The organism is Sphingomonas olei, assembly GCF_045369765.1.
GTDB classification, from domain to species: domain Bacteria; phylum Pseudomonadota; class Alphaproteobacteria; order Sphingomonadales; family Sphingomonadaceae; genus Sphingomonas; species Sphingomonas panaciterrae.
In genome coordinates this window covers 22,553-40,542 of the sequence record NZ_JBIQEU010000013.1, presented here as the reverse complement: position 1 = coordinate 40,542, position 17,990 = coordinate 22,553, and the positions used below count along the sequence as shown (strand labels likewise).

Annotated in this window: 18 protein-coding genes; 8 read left to right on the top strand and 10 right to left on the bottom strand. The window is 63.7% G+C overall.

Annotation, left to right across the window (positions count from 1 at the left end; translation table 11 throughout):
- Positions 1 to 30: 30 nt before the first annotated feature.
- The 4 genes from ACH0BU_RS13385 to ACH0BU_RS13370 all read right to left on the bottom strand — a co-directional run bounded on the left by ACH0BU_RS13385 (position 31) and on the right by ACH0BU_RS13370 (position 3,806).
- The gene (locus ACH0BU_RS13385; RefSeq protein WP_296217944.1) at positions 31 to 606 is read right to left on the bottom strand and encodes a NifU family protein; all 576 of its coding nucleotides are present in this window, start codon (positions 604 to 606) and stop codon (positions 31 to 33) included.
- A 102-nt stretch (positions 607 to 708) separates the two neighbouring features.
- Entirely contained in the window at positions 709 to 2,295 is a 1,587-nt protein-coding gene (locus tag ACH0BU_RS13380; protein ID WP_046410873.1) for a DHA2 family efflux MFS transporter permease subunit, read from the bottom strand.
- 1 nt (position 2,296) lies between these two features.
- Positions 2,297 to 3,337 carry an HlyD family secretion protein gene (locus tag ACH0BU_RS13375; RefSeq protein WP_296217946.1) on the bottom strand — a complete coding sequence of 347 codons (1,041 nt, stop codon included), beginning with the start codon at positions 3,335 to 3,337 and terminating at the stop codon, positions 2,297 to 2,299.
- A 49-nt stretch (positions 3,338 to 3,386) separates the two neighbouring features.
- Positions 3,387 to 3,806, bottom strand: coding sequence for a MarR family winged helix-turn-helix transcriptional regulator (locus ACH0BU_RS13370; protein ID WP_350026261.1), 420 nt, complete (start codon positions 3,804 to 3,806; stop codon positions 3,387 to 3,389).
- A 164-nt stretch (positions 3,807 to 3,970) separates the two neighbouring features.
- On the opposite strand from ACH0BU_RS13370, the gene ACH0BU_RS13365 reads away from it, so the two are divergent.
- Genes ACH0BU_RS13365 through ACH0BU_RS13355 form a run of 3 tightly spaced genes read left to right on the top strand, consistent with a single transcriptional unit; the run spans position 3,971 to position 7,041 of the window.
- On the top strand, positions 3,971 to 4,405 hold the full coding sequence (locus ACH0BU_RS13365) for a GFA family protein (RefSeq protein ID WP_145120298.1): 435 nt from the start codon (positions 3,971 to 3,973) through the stop codon (positions 4,403 to 4,405).
- Entirely contained in the window at positions 4,386 to 5,147 is a 762-nt protein-coding gene (locus ACH0BU_RS13360; protein WP_125945726.1) for an alpha/beta fold hydrolase, read from the top strand. Before ACH0BU_RS13365 ends, ACH0BU_RS13360 begins: the two co-directional genes overlap by 20 nt.
- Positions 5,148 to 5,202: 55 nt before the next feature.
- Entirely contained in the window at positions 5,203 to 7,041 is a 1,839-nt protein-coding gene (locus ACH0BU_RS13355) for a M2 family metallopeptidase (protein WP_296217954.1), read from the top strand.
- A gap of 89 nt (positions 7,042 to 7,130) precedes the next feature.
- On the opposite strand, the gene ACH0BU_RS13350 is transcribed toward ACH0BU_RS13355, so the two are convergent.
- The 4 genes from ACH0BU_RS13350 to ACH0BU_RS13335 all read right to left on the bottom strand — a co-directional run bounded on the left by ACH0BU_RS13350 (position 7,131) and on the right by ACH0BU_RS13335 (position 10,101).
- Positions 7,131 to 7,691, bottom strand: a complete 561-nt coding sequence (locus ACH0BU_RS13350) for a hypothetical protein (RefSeq protein ID WP_082103254.1) — start codon at positions 7,689 to 7,691, stop codon at positions 7,131 to 7,133.
- A 106-nt stretch (positions 7,692 to 7,797) separates the two neighbouring features.
- Complete coding sequence (locus ACH0BU_RS13345) at positions 7,798 to 9,231, bottom strand: AMP nucleosidase (RefSeq protein ID WP_296217958.1); 1,434 nt, start codon at positions 9,229 to 9,231, stop codon at positions 7,798 to 7,800.
- A 97-nt stretch (positions 9,232 to 9,328) separates the two neighbouring features.
- Positions 9,329 to 9,577 (bottom strand): hypothetical protein, encoded by a 249-nt coding sequence (locus ACH0BU_RS13340; RefSeq protein ID WP_046410861.1) that lies wholly within the window; start codon positions 9,575 to 9,577, stop codon positions 9,329 to 9,331.
- Positions 9,578 to 9,621: 44 nt separating this feature from the next.
- A complete protein-coding gene (locus tag ACH0BU_RS13335) occupies positions 9,622 to 10,101 on the bottom strand; it encodes a peroxiredoxin (protein WP_314470343.1) in 480 nt (159 codons plus the stop codon).
- A 105-nt stretch (positions 10,102 to 10,206) separates the two neighbouring features.
- Between ACH0BU_RS13335 and ACH0BU_RS13330 the strand changes: the two genes are divergently transcribed.
- A complete protein-coding gene (locus tag ACH0BU_RS13330) occupies positions 10,207 to 10,767 on the top strand; it encodes a YqgE/AlgH family protein (RefSeq protein WP_145119280.1) in 561 nt (186 codons plus the stop codon).
- A 32-nt stretch (positions 10,768 to 10,799) separates the two neighbouring features.
- Here ACH0BU_RS13330 and ACH0BU_RS13325 read toward each other — a convergent pair whose 3' ends face one another.
- Positions 10,800 to 11,600, bottom strand: a complete 801-nt coding sequence (locus ACH0BU_RS13325) for a TerC family protein (RefSeq protein WP_136451551.1) — start codon at positions 11,598 to 11,600, stop codon at positions 10,800 to 10,802.
- Positions 11,601 to 11,836: 236 nt separating this feature from the next.
- Here ACH0BU_RS13325 and ahcY point away from each other — a divergent pair, with 236 nt between their 5' ends.
- Complete coding sequence (gene ahcY / locus ACH0BU_RS13320; RefSeq protein WP_125945720.1) at positions 11,837 to 13,258, top strand: adenosylhomocysteinase; 1,422 nt, start codon at positions 11,837 to 11,839, stop codon at positions 13,256 to 13,258.
- A 70-nt stretch (positions 13,259 to 13,328) separates the two neighbouring features.
- Here ahcY and ACH0BU_RS13315 read toward each other — a convergent pair whose 3' ends face one another.
- A complete protein-coding gene (locus tag ACH0BU_RS13315; protein WP_296217968.1) occupies positions 13,329 to 14,351 on the bottom strand; it encodes an alpha/beta hydrolase in 1,023 nt (340 codons plus the stop codon).
- Positions 14,352 to 14,397: 46 nt separating this feature from the next.
- Between ACH0BU_RS13315 and ACH0BU_RS13310 the strand changes: the two genes are divergently transcribed.
- The 3 genes from ACH0BU_RS13310 to ACH0BU_RS13300 are packed head-to-tail and all read left to right on the top strand — an operon-like array spanning position 14,398 to position 17,943.
- A complete protein-coding gene (locus ACH0BU_RS13310; protein WP_296218030.1) occupies positions 14,398 to 15,327 on the top strand; it encodes a histone deacetylase family protein in 930 nt (309 codons plus the stop codon).
- A 7-nt stretch (positions 15,328 to 15,334) separates the two neighbouring features.
- On the top strand, positions 15,335 to 16,684 hold the full coding sequence (locus ACH0BU_RS13305; RefSeq protein WP_296217970.1) for a cryptochrome/photolyase family protein: 1,350 nt from the start codon (positions 15,335 to 15,337) through the stop codon (positions 16,682 to 16,684).
- A gap of 44 nt (positions 16,685 to 16,728) precedes the next feature.
- The gene (locus ACH0BU_RS13300) at positions 16,729 to 17,943 is read left to right on the top strand and encodes an SAM-dependent methyltransferase (RefSeq protein ID WP_296217972.1); all 1,215 of its coding nucleotides are present in this window, start codon (positions 16,729 to 16,731) and stop codon (positions 17,941 to 17,943) included.
- The last annotated feature ends 47 nt before the right edge of the window (positions 17,944 to 17,990 follow it).

Genomic DNA, 17,990 nt, shown 5'->3' with positions numbered 1-17,990 from the left:
CGATGCCGGCGACAGCAGCGCCCCTCACGATCAGATTGCGCGAACCTCGGTCACTTCGGGCACGTAATAACGCAGCAGCTGTTCGATGCCGTTCTTCAGCGTCGCGGTCGAGGAGGGGCAACCCGAGCAGGCGCCCTGCATGCGCAGGTATACCTTGCCCTGGTCGAACCCGCGATACACGATGTCACCGCCGTCATTGGCCACCGCTGGGCGCACGCGGGTCTCGATCAGCTCCTTGATCTGCGCGACGATCTCGGCATCGGCGGGGTCATCCGAGAAGCTTTCCTCCTCCGCCGGCACGCTGAACCCGGCGGTACCGCCGGTGCGGAATAATGGCATCTGCGCGGTGAAGTGATCCATCAGGATCGACAGGACGTCCGGCTTCACCTCATGCCATGCGGCGCCCGGCGCAATCGTGACCGAGATGAAATCGCGTCCGAAGAACACGCCGGTCACATCGCCAAGGTCGAACAGCGCCTTGGCCAGCGGAGATGCCTCTGCCTCATCGGGCGTGGCGAAATCCCGTGTACCGGCGTCCATGACGGTGCGGCCCGGCAGGAACTTCAGCGTTGCCGGATTGGGCGTGGGTTCGGTTTCGATCAGCATGCCATCCATGTGGCCCGCCGACCGCGGTCGATCAAGCACAGCGGGCGAAAGGAAAGGTTTCAGTTTCCGAAGAACCGCCGCTCGCGATTCAACCCATCTGCATCATTCGCTATGCACGACTTCCATTTTGCCGCGGGGCTTCTGTAGCAGCAGGACCAGCGGAACGGCGGCGAACGAAATCCAGCTCATCAGGTAGAAATCGTCGATATAGGCGATCATCGCCGCCTGCTTGTTCACCATGCCATCGAGCATCGACATGGCCGCGTCCGATACGGTTCCCAACCCACGCAGCATGTTGAGGTCGAAGCCGGACACCACCGTGCCGGTCACATGCTGCGCCAGATCGGCATGGCTGGTCTGCGTGTTCCGCGCCAGCAGCACGGTCACCATCGAAATGCCGGCCGACTGGCCGATCGAGCGGAACAGGTTGAGCAGGCTTGACCCGTCGGTGCGATACCGCCCGTCCAGCGTGGCAAAGGCCATGGCGTTGAGCGGCATGAACACCAGTCCCATGCCCAGCCCCTGGACGAACCCGGCGGTGATCACCGGCCAGTAATCCTGCTCCAGCGAGTAACCCGCCATCTGCCGTAGCGAGATGCCGAAGATGATCAGCCCCACCATGATGACGATACGAGTATCGACCTTGCCCATCAGCCGCCCGGCCAGCCACATGGTGAAAAGCACGCCAACCCCACGCGGCGCCATCATCATGCCGGTGTCGATCACCGGATAGCCGAACAGGTTCTGCAGCATCGGTGGTAACAGCGCCATCGGCGCCATGGTCGATATGCCGACGACCAGCATGAACAACAGCCCGGTGACGAGATTGCGGTTTCGGAACAGCGCGCGATCGAACAGCGGCTTCTTCGCCGTCGCAAAGTGGAAGACGGCAAGCCAGGTGAACGCCAGCGCTGCCAATCCTTCGATGATGACTTCCCAGCTGTCGAACCAGTCCTCGCTCTGCCCCCGGTCAAGCATCAGCTGGAACGCGGCGACCGCAACGCCCAGATAGACGAAGCCCGCATAGTCGAACGATCGCCTTGCCTTGGGCCTGCTCGGCAGCAGGAACCACAGGATCGCGAAGGTGGCGGCGCCCACCGGCACGTTGACGTAGAAGACCCAGCGCCAGTTGTAGCTTTCAGTCAGCCAGCCGCCGAGCACCGGCCCCATGATCGGGCCGACCATCACGCCCATGCCCCACACGCTCATCGCCTTGGCAGCGTTTTCGGGTGCGTTGATGTCCAGCATCGACGTTTGCGACAGCGGATTGATGAAGGCCGCGAAGATGCCCTGAAAGACACGGAAGATCACCATTTCCTCCAGGCTGGTGGCGATGCCGCACAGCATGGACGCAATGATGAAGCCGCCGGTGGCGATGAGGAAAAGGTTGCGGCTGCCCAACCGGTCGGACAGCCAGCCGGTGGCGGGCAGGGCGATCGCCGTGGCGACGATATAGCTCGTCAGCACCCAGGTGACGGTGTCCACCGTCGCCCCCAGGCTCGTCATCATGTGCGGAAGGGCGACGTTGGCGATCGTGGTGTCGAGGATCTGCATGATCATCGCCCCCATGATGCCGATGGTCAGCAGTCCGCGGTTACGGGTCTCCAGCAGCGGCTTGCCCTCAGCCTGCGGCTGGGCACCATGCCCGCCCGACGCTGTCGAACGGGGGGCAGCGGCGCTGGAGGCCACGTCAGCGTGCCCCGGTGTCGATCGTGACGTCGGCCGACAGGCCGGCGATCATCGCGCGCGGCGGGGTTCCATCAATGGCGATGCGCACGGGCACTCGTTGCGTCACCTTGACCCAATTGCCGTTGGCATTCTGCGCCGGGAGGACGGAGAATTCACTTCCCGTGCCAGCGCCGATCGATTCCACGCGGCCGTGAACTTTCATTCCCGGATAGGCATCGAACTCCATCTCGGCCGCCTGTCCCACCCTCATGTGATTGAGGTCGGTTTCCTTGAAGTTCGCCTCCACCCAGGGACGGTCGCTGACCACCAGGCTTAAGGCCGGCACGCCGGACGGCGTGATGTTGCCGACCTGCAGCCGGTTCGTCTGGCTGACCACGCCATCGGTGCGCGCCCGGACCACGGTACGCTCAAGGTTCATGGCAGCCTGCGCGCGCTTGGCGAGGGCCACCTGGATCGCCGCCGGCTGACCTGCGCCGCCCCCCGATCCGATCTGCTGGCGAGCGCGCGCGGCCGCGGCCTCTCCTGTGGCAATCTTCGCCCTGGCGGCCTCGACCGCCTGGGTCGCCGCGTCGAGGCTGGCCGTCGTGGTGAAGCCGCGCTTCATCAATTCTGCCTGACGGCGATAGGTCGCCTCGGCCAGCGTCAGCTCGGCGCGCGCGCTCTGGATGTCCGCGGCGGCGCTCCCGGTATCGGTGGCCATGGTCGCGACGGAAACCCGCGCCGTGGCCAGGTCGGCGTCGGCCTGCGCCAACGCAATGCGATAGGGCTCGGGATCGATACGGAACAGGACGTCGCCAGCCTTGACGCGTTGGTTCTCGCGCACATTGACGGCAACGATCCGACCCGACACGTCCGGGCTGACCGAGATCATGTCCTGCCGGACATAAGCGTTGTCGGTCGCGATATAGCGGCCGGAGGTGAAATAGAAAAATGCGCCCACGGCTGCGATCAGCAGCGGCACGCCGAACATCAGCACCGGACGCAGCCAGCCGCGATGACGTGGACTGGACGATGGCGCAGACCCGGCGGGCTCGATCGTCATCCGATCTGCTGCCGGTTCACCCGCAGCCGGGCCGCGGCTTGGATCCGCATCAGCCATTGCTCGCCTCCCGCGTGTCGGCCGGGTCCAGATTGTCGCGAATGCGGTGGAGAAGGTCGATCATCATGTCCGTCTGCTCCCCGGATATGCCGCGTAGCGCCTGCGCCATCAGCTCGTCGGCGGTGGCGTGAAGCTCCTCGAGAACGGGGCGCGCTCTCGGAGTCAGGTACAAGCGCCAGGCGCGCCGATCCTTCGGATCCCGCCGGCGCTCGACCAATCCGGCCTCTTCCATCCGATCCACCAGGCGGCAGAGGGTAATAGGCTCCACCTCCAGTAGCTCGGCGAGCCCGCCCTGATTGATCCCCTCGTGCCGGCTGATGCCGAGCAACGCCTTCCACTGCGCGCGGGTGGCGCCGTGCTGGCGGGCGCGCTCGTCGAACCGCTTTCGCAGTAGGCGGGACGTATCGCTCAACAGAAATCCGAATGTCTCGGTCATACCCCTGCACATAATAAGCAGGCTTATGAATTGGAAGCCACCAACATCCCCAGCGTGCCACCAAAGTCCCCCGCTCGCGTTGGGAGAGGCGAAAGCATCACGGGCAAGGGGTCATGACGGTGGGCGGCGCGGGATCAAGGATGGAGGGCGGATGCCAGTGCGGCCGTGTCCGCTACGTTGCAGTGATCGAGGATGATGACGCCTATCTTTGCCATTGCCGCATGTGCCAGCGCGCCACCGGCGGCGTCTCGATTGCCTTCAAGAACATCCCCGCATCATCGCTGCAATGGCTCACCGAACCCGACTGGTACCAATCCTCCCCCATTGCACGTCGCCCCTTTTGCGCCGCCTGCGGCACGCCGCTCGGCTTCGCCTTTCTGCGCGATGTCGAGAACGTCGATGTCACTGTCGGCAGCTTCGACGATCCGGCGCGCTTCCGCCCGGTGCACCATTATGCCGTCGAAAGCATGCACGAGGCATGGATCGACACGCGCGACTTGCCACGCATGCGCAGTGAGCAGAATGAGGGCGTGATCAAACGCTGGATGGACGCTTGTGGCAAAACTCCCGACTGAGACGCAGTATTTCAACAGCTTCGACGGAACGCGGCTGGCATGGCACACCATGGGGGAGGGGCGTCCGATCGTCCTGATCCACGGCTATTTCTCCGATGCGAACACCAATTGGATCCGCTACGGCCATGCAGAGGCGGTCGCAGCGAAGGGCTTTCAGGTCATCATGCCGGACCTGCGGGCGCACGGTGACAGCGACAAGCCGCACGATCCCGTCAACTATCCGCCTGATGCGCTGGCGCGCGACGGCCACGCGCTGATCGCGCACCTGGGGCTCACCGACTATGACCTGGGCGGCTATTCACTGGGGGCGCGCACCACGGCACGGATGCTGGCGACCGGTGCCACGCCCGGTCGCGTGATCTTCTCCGGCATGGGGCTGGAGGGGCTGACCAATGCTGAGCGGCGTGCCGATCATTTCCGTCACATCCTCTCCAACCTTGGGCAGCACGAACGGGGAAGCCCGGCGTGGCTCGCGGAGGCGTTCCTGAAAACGACCGGCGGCGATCCCGTCGCCCTGCTTCGGGTGATCGACACCTTCGTCTCCACTCCGCGTGAAAGCGTGGCGCAGTTTTCTCAGCCGACGCTGGTCGTCAACGGCGTGGATGACGACGACAATGGCTCTGCCGCAGCGCTCGCAGCACTGTTGCCGAACGCCCGGCTGGTGGAGATCCCCGGCAATCATATGAGCTGCGTCACCAAGGCCGAGCTTGGTCAGGCAATGGCCGAATTTCTCCAGCCTTGACCCTTCGGAGGCCAGCTTTCAGTGTTGCCGCATAGCCTAAATATCTGAGGAATCTATGATCCGTCGATTTTCTTCGCTGATGGCGCTGGCAGTGGCGCTTGCCGCGCTTCCCGCCGTCGCCGAGCAGGCAGCGTCTGCCTCTGCCCCAGCCGCCGCGCCTACCGTGGCGCAGGCCGACGCCTTTGTCGCGGCCGTGGAAGAAGAGTTTGCCAAGCTCAGCGTCGATGTGGCCCGCATTTCCTGGGTCAACGCGACCTACATCACCGAGGATACGGACGCGCTCGCGGCGGCCGCCGGCGGCCGCTACACCGAACGTGCCGTACAGGTGGCGAACGAGGCCGCGCGCTACCGCTCGCTGCCCGGCTTGTCCGCCAACACGCGCCGCAAGCTGGATCTTATCATCGGCGGCATCACCCTGCCGGCGCCCACTCGGCCGGGAGCGGCAGAGGAACTCTCGACGCTCTTCACGCGCATGGGGTCCAGCTACGGCAAGGGGCGCGGCACCCTGAACGGAAAGCCGATCAACGGGTCTGATATCGAAGCGGCGATGGGCGAGGAGCGTGATCCCGCCAAGCTGAAGGAGATGTGGGTCAGCTGGCATGACAATGTCGGCGCGCCCATGCGCGCAGATTATCTCGCCGCGACGAAGCTGACCAACGAGGGCGCGACCGGCCTTGGCTTCAAGGATGCCGGCGCATTGTGGCGGTCCGGCTATGATATGCCGCCGGACCAGTTTGCGGCGATGACCGACAAGCTCTGGGCCGAGGTGGAGCCGCTGTACAAGGCGCTGCACACCTATGTGCGGTGGAAACTGAACGAGAAGTACGGGGACGCGGTCCAGTCAAAGACGGGTCCGATCCGCGCGGATCTTCTCGGCAATATGTGGGGGCAGGAGTGGGGCAATATCTATGATGTCGTTGCACCTCCGGGAACCGGCGACCTTGGCTATGACATCGGCGATCTGCTGAAAGCCAAGCAATATGATCCGGTGAAGATGGTCAGGACGGGCGAGGGCTTTTACTCCTCGCTCGGCTTTGCGCCATTGCCGGAAACGTTTTGGGCCCGCTCGCAGATCGTCAAACCGCTCGACCGCGAGGTGATCTGTCACGCGAGCGCCTGGGATGTCGACAACGTCGATGATCTGCGTATCAAGATGTGCACCAAGGTGAATTCGGATGATTTCATCACGATCCATCATGAGCTTGGCCACAATTACTATCAGCGGGCGTATAACAAGCAGCCGTTCCTCTACAAGAACGGTGCGAACGACGGTTTTCACGAGGCGATCGGTGATTTCGTCGCATTGTCGATCACCCCGGACTATCTGGTAAAGATCAACCTCCTCGATCCGGCACGCGTGCCGGCCGCGGACAAGGACATTGGCCTGCTGCTTCGGCAGGCGATGGACAAGATCGCCTTTCTCCCGTTCGGCCTGCTGATCGACAAATGGCGCTGGCAGGTGTTCTCAGGCGAAATCGCGCCGGGGCAGCTCCAGGCAGGATGGGACAAGCTTCGCCTACAATATCAAGGCATTGTTCCCCCAGTCCCACGCGACGAAAGCAAATTCGACGCCGGGGCGAAATATCACGTCGCGGCGGGCGTGCCCTACACCCGCTACTTCCTCGCCCGTATCCTGCAGTTCCAGTTCTACGAGGCGGCCTGCAAGCAGGCGGGGTGGAAGGGGCCGCTGCATCGCTGCTCGTTCTACGGCGACAAGCAAGTCGGATCGCGCCTCGACGCGATGATGAAGATGGGACAGTCGAAGCCGTGGCCCGACGCGCTTCAGGCCTTCACCGGCACGAGGGAAATGTCGGGCAAGTCGATGATGGCCTATTTCGCGCCGCTCAAGAAGTGGCTCGATGAGCAGAACAAGGGCAAGCCCAGCGGCTGGTAAGCGCTGCTAAACGCGCGGCCGGACGGGTCAGTTTCTGACCCGTCCGGCAGCTTCAGGTGCCGGGGAAGAGGCCCCCGCGCGCGTCCAGTTCAATCGGGAATGACGTTCTCGTCGGCGATCCCCGCCTTGAACGATGCCGACGCGTCGGCGCCATCAGGCATGTGCGCGTGACCTGACGGCTCGGCCGGCTTCTGGGCTTGCTCGGAAGCCTTGCTGTTCTTCTTGCCCTTGCTTGACGCCGGATCGGCGTTGCCATCGTCCGTCCGGGGCGTCGATCCGCGCAAGGAAAGCAATGCCGCCGTCGCAGCGGCGCCAACCGCGGCCAGGCCACCGGCGATGGCTGCCTTGTTTTTCCACATCGGCGTCTTGGCAGTCGACGATGCGCTCGCGCTTTTTGGCTTGGCCGGGCGTTTCGGGGGCGGCGTCGCGCGCTTTGATGATCGCGGCTTCGGCGGTGCGGCCGGCTTCTTCACGGAGCTGGTTGATCCGCTCGCCTGAGCCGCTGAGCTCGCCGGCTTCCGCTTCGGCTTGGCTGCCGGCTTGCTCGCCGGGGTTGCGTCAGCCGGTTTGGCTGCGGTTCTCTTGCGCGGCGCGCGCCGCGCAGGCGGCTTGGGTGCGCTTGGTGTTGGGGTGTCTTCGTTGTCGGCCATGGTCTGCTCCCCTTTTCGCATGCAGTCAGGCCGGTAACGCAGCGGGGAGATAAATCGTTTCGTTGCGAGCAGTGCAGCACTGGTGCCGCACCGCTCGCACGGTTTGTCAGCGGAACGGCGGCTCGTTGAACGCCCGCAGCTTACGGCTGTGTAGCTTCTGGCCTTCACGCCACAGCTCCTCGCAGGTTTCGATCCCGATCCGCATATGTTCGGAGATCGCGCGCTCGTAGAACCGGTTGGCTTGGCCCGGCAGCTTCAACTCGCCATGAAGCGGCTTGTCGGATACGCATAGTAACGTGCCGTAGGGCACGCGGAAGCGGAAGCCCTGAGCGGCGATCGTGGCGGATTCCATGTCGATCCCCACTGCGCGGCTTAGCGAAAAGCGGAGCGCAGAGCGACTGTATCGCAGCTCCCAGTTGCGATCATCGGTGGTGACGATCGTACCGGTCCGCAGCCGCCGCTTCAGTTCCTCACCGGACTGGCCAGACACGGTCTCGGCCGCGCGCGCCAATGCCTGCTGAACTTCCGCAATCGCTGGTACCGGGATTTCAGGCGGCAACATGTCATCCAACACGTGATCGTCACGCAGGTAGGCGTGTGCCAGCACGTAATCGCCGATCCGCTGCGATGGGCGCAGCCCGCCGCAATGGCCAATCATCATCCAGGCATCAGGACGGGTGACGGCCAGGTGATCCGTGATCGTCTTCGCATTGGAAGGTCCAACGCCGATGTTGACCAATGTGATGCCCGATCGATCCGGCGCCATCAGATGATAGGCTGGCATCTGCAGCCGCCGCCATGCGCTGTCGTCGAGTACCGCCGGATCATCGCCGGGGTGGAACATGACGCCACCTGGACCAGCGAGTGCCGTAAAGCGGCTGTCGCCGGTCACCTGGCTCGCGCCCCAGCGAACGAATTCGTCGACGTACCGGTGATAGTTGGTGAACAGCACGTAGCGCTGCACATGCTCCGGCGACGTGCCGGTATAGTGGCGCAGCCGCGCGAGACTGAAGTCGGTGCGGAGCCCGTCAAACAGCGCGAGGGGACGGGTGCCATCGATAGAGGCCCACAGACCGTCCGCGATCTCGTCGCCAATATGGGCGAGCTCAGTCGCGGGGAAATGGCGTGCGAGTTCGGCGGCCGAAACCTCGTCCAGGCTCAGCGCGTGGCCGGCGTCGAGAACATAGGGGAACGGGATTTCCGTGGCGCCCGCCACTGCTTGGACGGAGACTTCATAATCTTCCATCAACAGGGTCAGTTGCTCGACGAGATAATCCTCGAACAGCGCGGGCTTCGTGACTGAAATCCGGTACTCGCCCGGCGTGACAAGCCGACCGAAGGAGCGCAACGGCGCCGGCCGATGGTCACCACCGCCGGCAAAGGTGAGGCGGATCTCGGGATAAGCGAACGAGCCGTCGCGGCGTGCCTCGGGCGGCGGCGGTGTTCCTTCGGTAAGGTAGAGATCCAGCGCTGCCTGCAAGCGTGCGACAGCGCGGGTATAGAGCCGATCGAGTTCGGCAACGATGTCTTGAGCAGTCATCGCGGATCGTTACGCCGCGATGGTGACACTGGCAAGACTGGGTAGTCTGCCAGCGCGATGGGTGGCCCCGGGTGTTTACCCGGAGCGACCCTGCGCATCAGTGTTTCGTGCTGCCGTGACCCTGCTCGGCGTTGCGACGGCTGGCAGCGTAGGCTGCGCCCCCGATCGCTGCTGCGACACCGGCCACGATCCCCGCCGTGGCATAGGGGTGATCCTTGACGGCCCCCGTGGTTGCGGACGTGGCTGCGCTCACCTTGGCTTGCGCACCGGACGCGGCCTGGCGCGCGCGCTCTGCCAGGCTCGCTTCGTGAGCCGACGTAGCCTTGTTCTGGGTTGCGTTGGTCATGGTGCGATACTCCTCATCAACTCCACAACCAACGCATTGTAATCTCAGAGGTTGCCCAGCAGGTGCTCCGCCGAACTCACCTTGAACTCGCCGGGCGCCTCTACGTTGAGCTGCTCCACGACCCCGTCGTTAACGATCATGGAATAACGCTGGCTGCGCTTGCCCATACCGAATTTCGAGCCGTCCATGGTGAGACCCAGCGCTTCGGCGAAGTCGCCATTGCCATCCGCCAGCATGGTGACGTCGGTTGCATCCGCTGACTTCGACCATGCGCCAAGAACGAACGGGTCGTTCACGGACGTGCAGACGATTTCATCAATACCCTTGGCCTTCAGGGCCTCCGCCTTCTCCACGAAGCCCGGAAGGTGCTTCGCTGAGCAGGTCGGGGTAAATGCACCCGGAACGGCAAACAGCGCCACGCGGCGGCCAGCAAAGTAATCCTGCGAATCGACCGCCTCAGGGCCCGTATCCGTCGCCTTCACGAGGGTGGTCTTGGGCAGCTTGTCGCCGACGTTGATTGTCATTTTCTGTTGCTCCGTGCAGCGCTGAAGGTGTGCGTGACTACGTCGCAGGGGTGGAATGGCTTTTCAAGCGTGACGATTTGCCGCCGCTCGGCGTAGAAGTAAGCCATGGAGACCACGACCTTTCTCACTGGGCAGTTCCTGCTCGCCATGCCCGGAATTGGCGACCCCCGCTTTGATCAAGCAGTGATCGCGGTGTGCGCGCATGATGAAAAGGGTGCGATCGGGATTGGCGTCGGCGCGCAGATTGCTGGACTGGGGCTGCATGATGTTCTGGAACAGGTGAACATCGCGCCAGGCGATACGCCCAATGCGCCGATCCATTTCGGCGGCCCTGTCGAGACGCGGCGCGGCTTTGTGCTGCACTCGCGCGACTGGAGCGGGCAGGACACGATTGATGTCGCCGGCAAATGGGCCCTGTCCGGAACGCTAGATGCTCTACGCGCCATTGCGGAGGGGAAAGGGCCGACCCAGTGGCTCGTGGCTCTGGGCTATGCCGGATGGTCTGCCGGTCAACTTGATGCCGAGATGACGCGGCACGGTTGGCTGAACGTCTCCGACGACGCGGGAATGCTGTTCGAGACGGAAACCGCGCAGCGCTGGACCCGGGGATTCAACGCTGCCGGCATCGATCCGCGACTGCTTGGCACGGAAAGCGGCCACGCCTGAAGGTATTTTGACCGGCCCTCAGGCGCGTTGGTTTATGCCTCGTTCCCTGCCGCCGCTGCCTTGCGCTTCTGCGCGCGGCGCGAGAGGATGTTGAGCGCCTCGACGAGTACGGAGAAGCCCATCGCGGCATAAATGTACCCCTTGGGGACATGAACGCCAAAGCCGTCCGCAATCAGGACGGCACCGATCATCAGCAGAAAGCCGAGCGCCAGCATCACAACGGTGGGATTGCGGTCGATGAAATTGGCGAGCGGATCCGCCGCCAGAACCATCGCGCCGACTGCTACCAAGACCGCGATCACCATCACGGCCAGGTTGTCCGTCATCCCGACTGCCGTCAGGATCGAGTCGATCGAGAAGACCATGTCGAGCAGGATGATCTGAATGATCGCCGCGCCAAAATTCATCGTTGCTGCCTGCTTCTTGTCGAGCAGGTCGTCGCTGGGGCTCGGATCGACATTGTGGTGGATCTCCTTGGTGGCCTTCCAGATCAGGAACAGGCCCCCGACGACAAGAATGATATCGCGCCAAGAGAACGCCGTTTCGAAACTTGGTTGACCATAGTCATTCAGTGGCCCGCGAATGCCGAGGTCGAAGACGACCGCCGTCAGCCCCACCAGCCATGCAATCATCGAGAGCAGGACCAGCCGCATGGCAAGCGCGAGGCCGATACCCAGCCGGCGTGCGCGCGTGCGCTGTTCCTCTGGCAACTTGTTGGAAAGGATCGAGATGAAGATGAGATTGTCGATGCCGAGCACGACCTCCATCACCACCAGCGCGATTAGTGCTGCCCAGGCGGCAGGGTCGGTAAACAGCGAGAGCAAACTGTCCATCATCAACCTCATTCAGCGGATCGTGGGCGTACAACGATGCTTCTTGCCCGGAGGATGCACGGCATGGAAGCGCATAGCGAACCGCCCGATGCGCACCCGTAATGAAGGTTCGAGAGCGCAATTCACATATAAAGATATCTTTATATTTGTATTGCTACGCGCTCACGATTATGTGCGGGTACATGCCGGCCGGTGAATCGTACCTTGGCCGGCGTCACAATTTCTGGAGACCCGTAGTGGCCACCGTTCTCGATCGCCCCACCGCTACCGATTACGTCATCAAGGACATCAGCCTTGCTGATTTCGGACGTGCGGAGATCAACATCGCAGAAACCGAGATGCCCGGCCTGATGGCGCTGCGCGAGGAATATGGCGCGTCGCAGCCGCTGAAGGGCGCGCGCATCACCGGTTCGCTGCACATGACGATCCAGACCGCCGTGTTGATCGAGACGCTGACGGCGCTCGGCGCTGACGTGCGCTGGGCGACGTGCAACATCTTCTCGACCCAGGACCATGCCGCCGCGGCGATCGCTGCCGCCGGCATCCCGGTGTTCGCGGTGAAGGGCGAGAGCCTGGCCGACTATTGGGACTATGTCGGCTCGATCTTCGACTGGGATGACGGCAACGGCCAGACCGCCAACATCATCCTCGACGACGGCGGCGATGCCACCATGTTCGCGCTGTGGGGCGCGAAGCTCGAGCGCGGCGAAAGCTTCGGCGAGCCGGAGAACGCCGAGGAAGTCGAATTCCAGCGCGCGCTGAAGGCGTTCATCGCCAAGAAGCCGGGCTATCTCACCGAGACAGTCAAGAACCTGAAGGGCGTCTCGGAAGAGACCACCACTGGCGTTCACCGCCTGTACGAGATCGCCAAGAAGGGCGAGCTGCCGTTCCCCGCGATCAACGTCAACGACTCGGTCACCAAGTCGAAGTTCGACAACCTTTACGGCTGCAAGGAATCGCTGGTCGACGCGATCCGCCGCGCCACCGACGTGATGCTCGCCGGCAAGGTCGCCTGCGTCGCTGGCTTCGGTGACGTCGGCAAGGGCTCGGCCCAGTCGCTGCGCAACGGCGGCGCCCGCGTGCTGGTAACCGAGATCGATCCGATCTGCGCGCTGCAGGCGGCGATGGAAGGCTTCGAAGTTGTGACGATGGACGAGGCGGTGAAGCGCGCCGACATCTTCGTCACCGCGACCGGCAACGCCGACGTGATCACTGCCGATCACATGAAGGCGATGAAGCCCATGTCGATCGTCTGCAACATCGGCCACTTCGACAGCGAGATCCAGATCGCGGCGCTCGACAATTACGAGTGGACCGAAGTGAAGCCGGGCACGGATCTGGTGAAGTTCCCCGACGGCAAGCAGATCATCGTGCTCGCCAAGGGCCGCCTCGTGAACCTCGGCTGTGCCACCGGCCACCCGTCGTTCGTGATGAGCGCATCGTTCACGAACCAGACACTGGCGCAGATCGAGCTGTGGACGAAGGGCGAGAACTACAAGAACGAAGTGTATGTCCTGCCCAAGCACCTCGACGAAAAGGTCGCGGCGCTTCACCTGGAGAAGCTGGGCGTGAAGCTGTCCAAGCTGAGCGAGAAGCAGGCGAGCTACATCGGCGTATCGGTCGACGGTCCGTTCAAGCCGGATCACTATCGTTACTGATCAAGCCGATCAGCAATGATCTCGAAGGGGGCAGGCCGCCAAAGCCTGCCCCTTTTTTGCGCTGGGGGCCTCAGCCCGCAGCCTGAGCCATCACCCTTTGGCCCTCCGCCTCGACAACCGCGTCCTTGACCGCGGCGAGGTAGCCCGCAACGTCGCCGCTGCTGGACGGAATCGCCTGGCGCAACGTGATGAAGCCGTGAACGTTGCCCACCGCCTCTCGGAAGGTGACGGGAACGCCGGCCAGTACCAATGCTGCGGCATAGGCGCGCCCTTGGTCGCGGATCGGATCGAGGCTGGCGGTGATGATGACGGCGGGGGGTAGGCCCGTGAGGCTGCCCACCATCGGCGAACCCTGGAAATGGGTGAAATCTGCCTGATAATGTTCGGCGAACCAGATCATCGTATCGCGCGTGAGCAAGAAGCCCTCGGCATAATCATCGAACGAGGGGTACACCTTGTTCATGTCGGCCGCCGGATACATCGGCGCCTGGACAATCACGGGGACGGGCGCAGGCTCGTCGCGCAGACCCATGGCAGTGGTGATGGTCAGCGTTCCCCCTGCGCTGTCGCCCGAGAGGACTAGGCTCGTCGCGGTCCGCCCCAGTTCGGGCGGATTGCTGGCGACCCAGCGCGCGGCGGCTTCACAATCCGCTGGCGCGGCCGGGAAACGATGCTCCGGGGCTAGACGATAGTCGATCGACACCACCGGGAGATCGAGCTGACGCGACATTTCAGCGGTAAAGCTAGCGTGCGTATCGATATTGCCGATGACGAAGCCACCGCCGTGAAAGAAGACTACCACCGGGCCCGGCTCGCGAGACTCCCGAACGTCGAACAGGCGCGCGGGGATGTCGCCCGCGGGGCCAGGGATGGTCAGGTCCTTGATCGTCGCCAACTCCCCGACGGGCAAATCGGCGACATCTTTCATGCCGAGGTACATGGCGCGCGCCGCCTCTGCGGTTCCCTCATGGGTCTTGGGGCCTTCGACGCTGTTGAGATAATCGAGAAATCCGCGCACGTCGGGGCGCACGTAAGGTTTGCCGGCATTGGCGGCAGCGTCGGTATCGTCCGCGCGAATAAGCGTGTCGGTCATACGATCTCTCTCCTAAAGTTCGCTTTTGCTACCTATCTTGGCGCAGATGATCGCCGTCGTCCATCACTCCGATTATGTCACCGAGGCGCCCGTCAGGAGTACGTACCGGTGGGGCAAGAACGGCGCGATCCGCGATCTTCTGCTTGCGGCTGGGAACTCGATCGTCTGGCATAGTCCGAACGCGGCGCCGCGCCGCTGGCTGGAGGCGGTGCACGACGCGGCGTATGTGGCTGAGGTAATCGCCGCCGCGGTTCCTCGCGAGAAGGAGCGGCGGATTGGCTTCCCCGTGACAGCGAACGTCGCGCGCCGCTCGCAGCTTGTGTCGGGCGGGACCTACCTCGCCGCGCAGATTGCTTTGAAGCATGGTTTTGCCGCCAATACCGCGGGGGGCAGTCATCATGCTCTTGCGGAGACCGGGGCAGGCTTTTGCGTCTTGAATGACCTTGCGATCGCAGCTGTGCAGCTGGCCGCGGAAGGCCGCCGGGTTCTGGTGGTGGATCTGGACGTTCATCAGGGAGACGGGACGGCGGCGCTGACGGCAGGTTTTCCCGGTGTCGCGACTTACTCGGTTCATGCCGAGAAGAACTTTCCGGCGCGCAAGGCCTGCTCGACCATGGATGTCCCGCTGCCTGATGGGACAAGCGATGACGCGTACCTCGATGCGATCCGAAGCACATTGCCCTCGCTGATCGCGCGGTTTGAACCTGACCTCATCCTCTATCAAGGTGGTGTCGATCCTTACGCGGGTGATCGGCTCGGCCGGCTCGCGGTGACGGACGGAGGGCTGGCGGCACGCGATATGCTGGTGGCGGAAATGGCACTGGAACACGGCTTGCCGCTCGCGAGCACAGTGGGGGGCGGATATGGCGACGACGTTATGGCGATCGCGCGGCGGCATGTGGATGTGATCCTACGCTTGGGCCAAGCCTTTGAGCGGGGCTGGCGCGGGGGAACCGCCTGCACGCGATCTGCGTAGTCGCGCGATGCCTGCCCTCGTCTGGTTTCGCCAGGACCTTCGCCTTCACGATCAACCCGCGCTTGTCGCCGCAGTGGCGGAAGGGGACGTCATTCCGGTCTATGTCCTTGATGACAAAACGCCGGGCGACTGGTGGCTCGGTGGCGCGCAGCGGTGGTGGCTGCACTACAGCCTGCAAGCGCTGGATCGCTCGCTGCGCGATCTTGGCAGCCGGTTGATCCTGCGGCGCGGACCTGCCGCTGCGGTTCTGACGGACATTGCGGACGATTGCGGCGCCGAGACGATCCACGCCATCCGGCATTATGAGCCATGGTGGCGCCAAGCCGAGGAGGCTCTGGGCGACCGATTGTGCCTTCATGAGGGGAATCATCTTCGGCCGCCGGAGAGTGTACGCACGGGTAGCGGCGGCCAGTTCCGGATGTTTTCGGCCTTCTACCGAGCGCTGTTGGCCATGTTGCCGCCGGAAGCGCCAACTGCCGCGCCGAAGCACATGAGCGCGCCGGGGCGTTGGCCGAAAAGCGATACCCTAGATGATTGGAACCTGCTGCCCACCAAGCCGAATTGGGCGACCGGGTTCGAGGATTGGACCCCGGGCGAGGCGGGGGCGGCAGCGGCGATCGAAGACTTTGCTGACGCGGTGGCTGATTATGACGACGCCCGTAATCTGCCGTCCGTTGAAGGAACGTCGCGGCTGTCGCCGCATCTTCATCATGGTGAGATCTCGCCGCGGCAGGTCTGGCAGGCCCTGAAGGGACGGGGGAAGGGGGTTGAATCCTTCCGGCGTGAGCTGGCGTGGCGTGATTTCACCGCGGGGCTGATCCTCGCGCTGCCGGATTATGCAGAGAAGAACGGGCGATCGCGTTTCGACCGTTTGAAATGGCGGCATGCGCCCAGCGAGCTCAAGGCGTGGCAGGAGGGGCGCACCGGATATCCGATCGTCGATGCCGGGATGCGGCAATTGTGGGCCACGGGGTGGATGCACAATCGTGTGCGGATGATCACGGCGAGCTTCCTGGTGAAGCATCTGCTGATCGACTGGCGCGAGGGGGAGCGGTGGTTCTGGGACACGCTGGTCGATGCGGATTACGGCAACAACAGCGTGAACTGGCAATGGGTCGCTGGCACCGGGATCGATGCCAATATGTTCGGCCGGATCATGGCGCCGCTGTCGCAATCGGCCAAGTTCGACGCAGCCGACTATATCCGCGAATGGGTGCCCGAGTTGCGCGATGTGCCCGATGCCGCGATCCACGATCCGGAGGAGAGCGGCTGCTTGCCGGCGAACTATCCGCGCAAGATCATCGAGCATCGCGAAGCGCGCGAACGTGCGCTCGCGGCGGGACGGCAGGTGCGGTAATTCCTGCTTTCGTCGCTGCACGCGCCGGTGCATGAGCAGCGACGATGCTGAGACAGGTGACAGAGCCGGCGGCGGACAATCGGTGGGCCCGCAGCATTGCGCCGGTATTCCACCGTATCCTCGACCGGATTGACGAGGGGCTGGAAGAGGGGGCAATCGAAGGCGTGTTGCCCGATGGCGTGCGCCGGCTGCTCGGGGGGCGGCGCGACGGCCCGGTGGCGCATGTCACGATCGTTCGCTGGCGCGCGCTTCGGCGCCTGATCATCGGCGGGTCAATCGGCTGGTATGAAGCCTGGGTCGATGGCGACTGGACCAGCCCGGATCCCGTCCCGATCTTTGACCTGTTCATGCGCAACCGTGCGACGCTGGGGGAGCTTGGTCGCGCAAAGCCCGGCGCGCGGCTGGGGGCGCGCCTCATCCATGCCATGCGCCACAACGGACGGCGCAATGCGCGGCGCAACGTGGCCGCGCATTACGACCTCGGCAATGATTTCTACGAGGCATGGCTTGATCCGACCCTGACCTATTCGAGCGCGATCTTCGCACAAGGCGACACGCTGGAGGCGGCACAGCAGCGCAAAATTGATGCGGTCCTGGATCGCGTAAACGTGCCGCCGGACGGCACGTTGCTGGAAATCGGGTGCGGCTGGGGCGCGCTGGCAGAAGCGGCGGGGAAGCGCGGGATCGGCGTTCGCGCGATCACGCTGGCGTCGGAGCAGCAACGCCATGTGGTTGCCCGCACCTCAGGCCTGCCGGTGGCGGTGTCGCTGACCGATTATCGCGACGTGCGTGGGATGTACGATGCCGTCGCGTCGATCGAGATGGTGGAGGCGGTGGGCGAGCGGTATTGGGCGGATTACGTAAAGGCGATCGCCCGCGCCCTGAAGCCGGGCGGACGCGCCGCGATCCAGTTCATCAAGATTGCCGATGATATCTGGTCCGGCTATCGCGCCAATGTCGATTTCATCCAGGCCTATGTGTTCCCGGGCGGGATGTTGATCCACGAACCACAGTTTCGCGCCCTCGCAGAGGCAGAGGGGCTGACGTGGCAGGATCGCCATGCCTTTGGTCTGGATTATGCCGAGACGCTGCTGCAATGGCGCCTGAACTTCGACAAGGCCGTCGCTGACGGACGGCTGCCGCCGCGGTTCGACGGGCGCTTCGTCAATCTGTGGCGCTATTACCTGATGTATTGCGAGGGTGGCTTTCGAGGCGGTGGCATCGACGTGGTCCAGATCACCTTGGTCAAAGGCCGCTAGCCACCAGGCTGCGCACGCGTCCCCGGTCCTCGCGCGTCACCGCGCGG

Excerpts from the sequence above, each read along its gene's own strand:
- ACH0BU_RS13300 (WP_296217972.1), top strand. The coding sequence starts at position 16,729 with ATGCTGAGACAGGTGACAGAGCCGGCGGCGGACAATCGGTGGGCCCGC.
- ACH0BU_RS13345 (WP_296217958.1), bottom strand. The coding sequence starts at position 9,231 with ATGACTGCTCAAGACATCGTTGCCGAACTCGATCGGCTCTATACCCGC.
- ACH0BU_RS13330 (WP_145119280.1), top strand. The coding sequence starts at position 10,207 with ATGGAGACCACGACCTTTCTCACTGGGCAGTTCCTGCTCGCCATGCCC.
- ACH0BU_RS13340 (WP_046410861.1), bottom strand. The coding sequence starts at position 9,577 with ATGACCAACGCAACCCAGAACAAGGCTACGTCGGCTCACGAAGCGAGC.
- ACH0BU_RS13335 (WP_314470343.1), bottom strand. The coding sequence starts at position 10,101 with ATGACAATCAACGTCGGCGACAAGCTGCCCAAGACCACCCTCGTGAAG.
- ACH0BU_RS13385 (WP_296217944.1), bottom strand. The coding sequence starts at position 606 with ATGCTGATCGAAACCGAACCCACGCCCAATCCGGCAACGCTGAAGTTC.
- ACH0BU_RS13355 (WP_296217954.1), top strand. The coding sequence starts at position 5,203 with ATGATCCGTCGATTTTCTTCGCTGATGGCGCTGGCAGTGGCGCTTGCC.
- ACH0BU_RS13350 (WP_082103254.1), bottom strand. The coding sequence starts at position 7,691 with ATGGCCGACAACGAAGACACCCCAACACCAAGCGCACCCAAGCCGCCT.
- ACH0BU_RS13365 (WP_145120298.1), top strand. The coding sequence starts at position 3,971 with ATGGAGGGCGGATGCCAGTGCGGCCGTGTCCGCTACGTTGCAGTGATC.
- ACH0BU_RS13375 (WP_296217946.1), bottom strand. The coding sequence starts at position 3,337 with ATGACGATCGAGCCCGCCGGGTCTGCGCCATCGTCCAGTCCACGTCAT.
- ACH0BU_RS13325 (WP_136451551.1), bottom strand. The coding sequence starts at position 11,600 with ATGGACAGTTTGCTCTCGCTGTTTACCGACCCTGCCGCCTGGGCAGCA.
- ACH0BU_RS13315 (WP_296217968.1), bottom strand. The coding sequence starts at position 14,351 with ATGACCGACACGCTTATTCGCGCGGACGATACCGACGCTGCCGCCAAT.
- ACH0BU_RS13305 (WP_296217970.1), top strand. The coding sequence starts at position 15,335 with ATGCCTGCCCTCGTCTGGTTTCGCCAGGACCTTCGCCTTCACGATCAA.
- ACH0BU_RS13310 (WP_296218030.1), top strand. The coding sequence starts at position 14,398 with ATGATCGCCGTCGTCCATCACTCCGATTATGTCACCGAGGCGCCCGTC.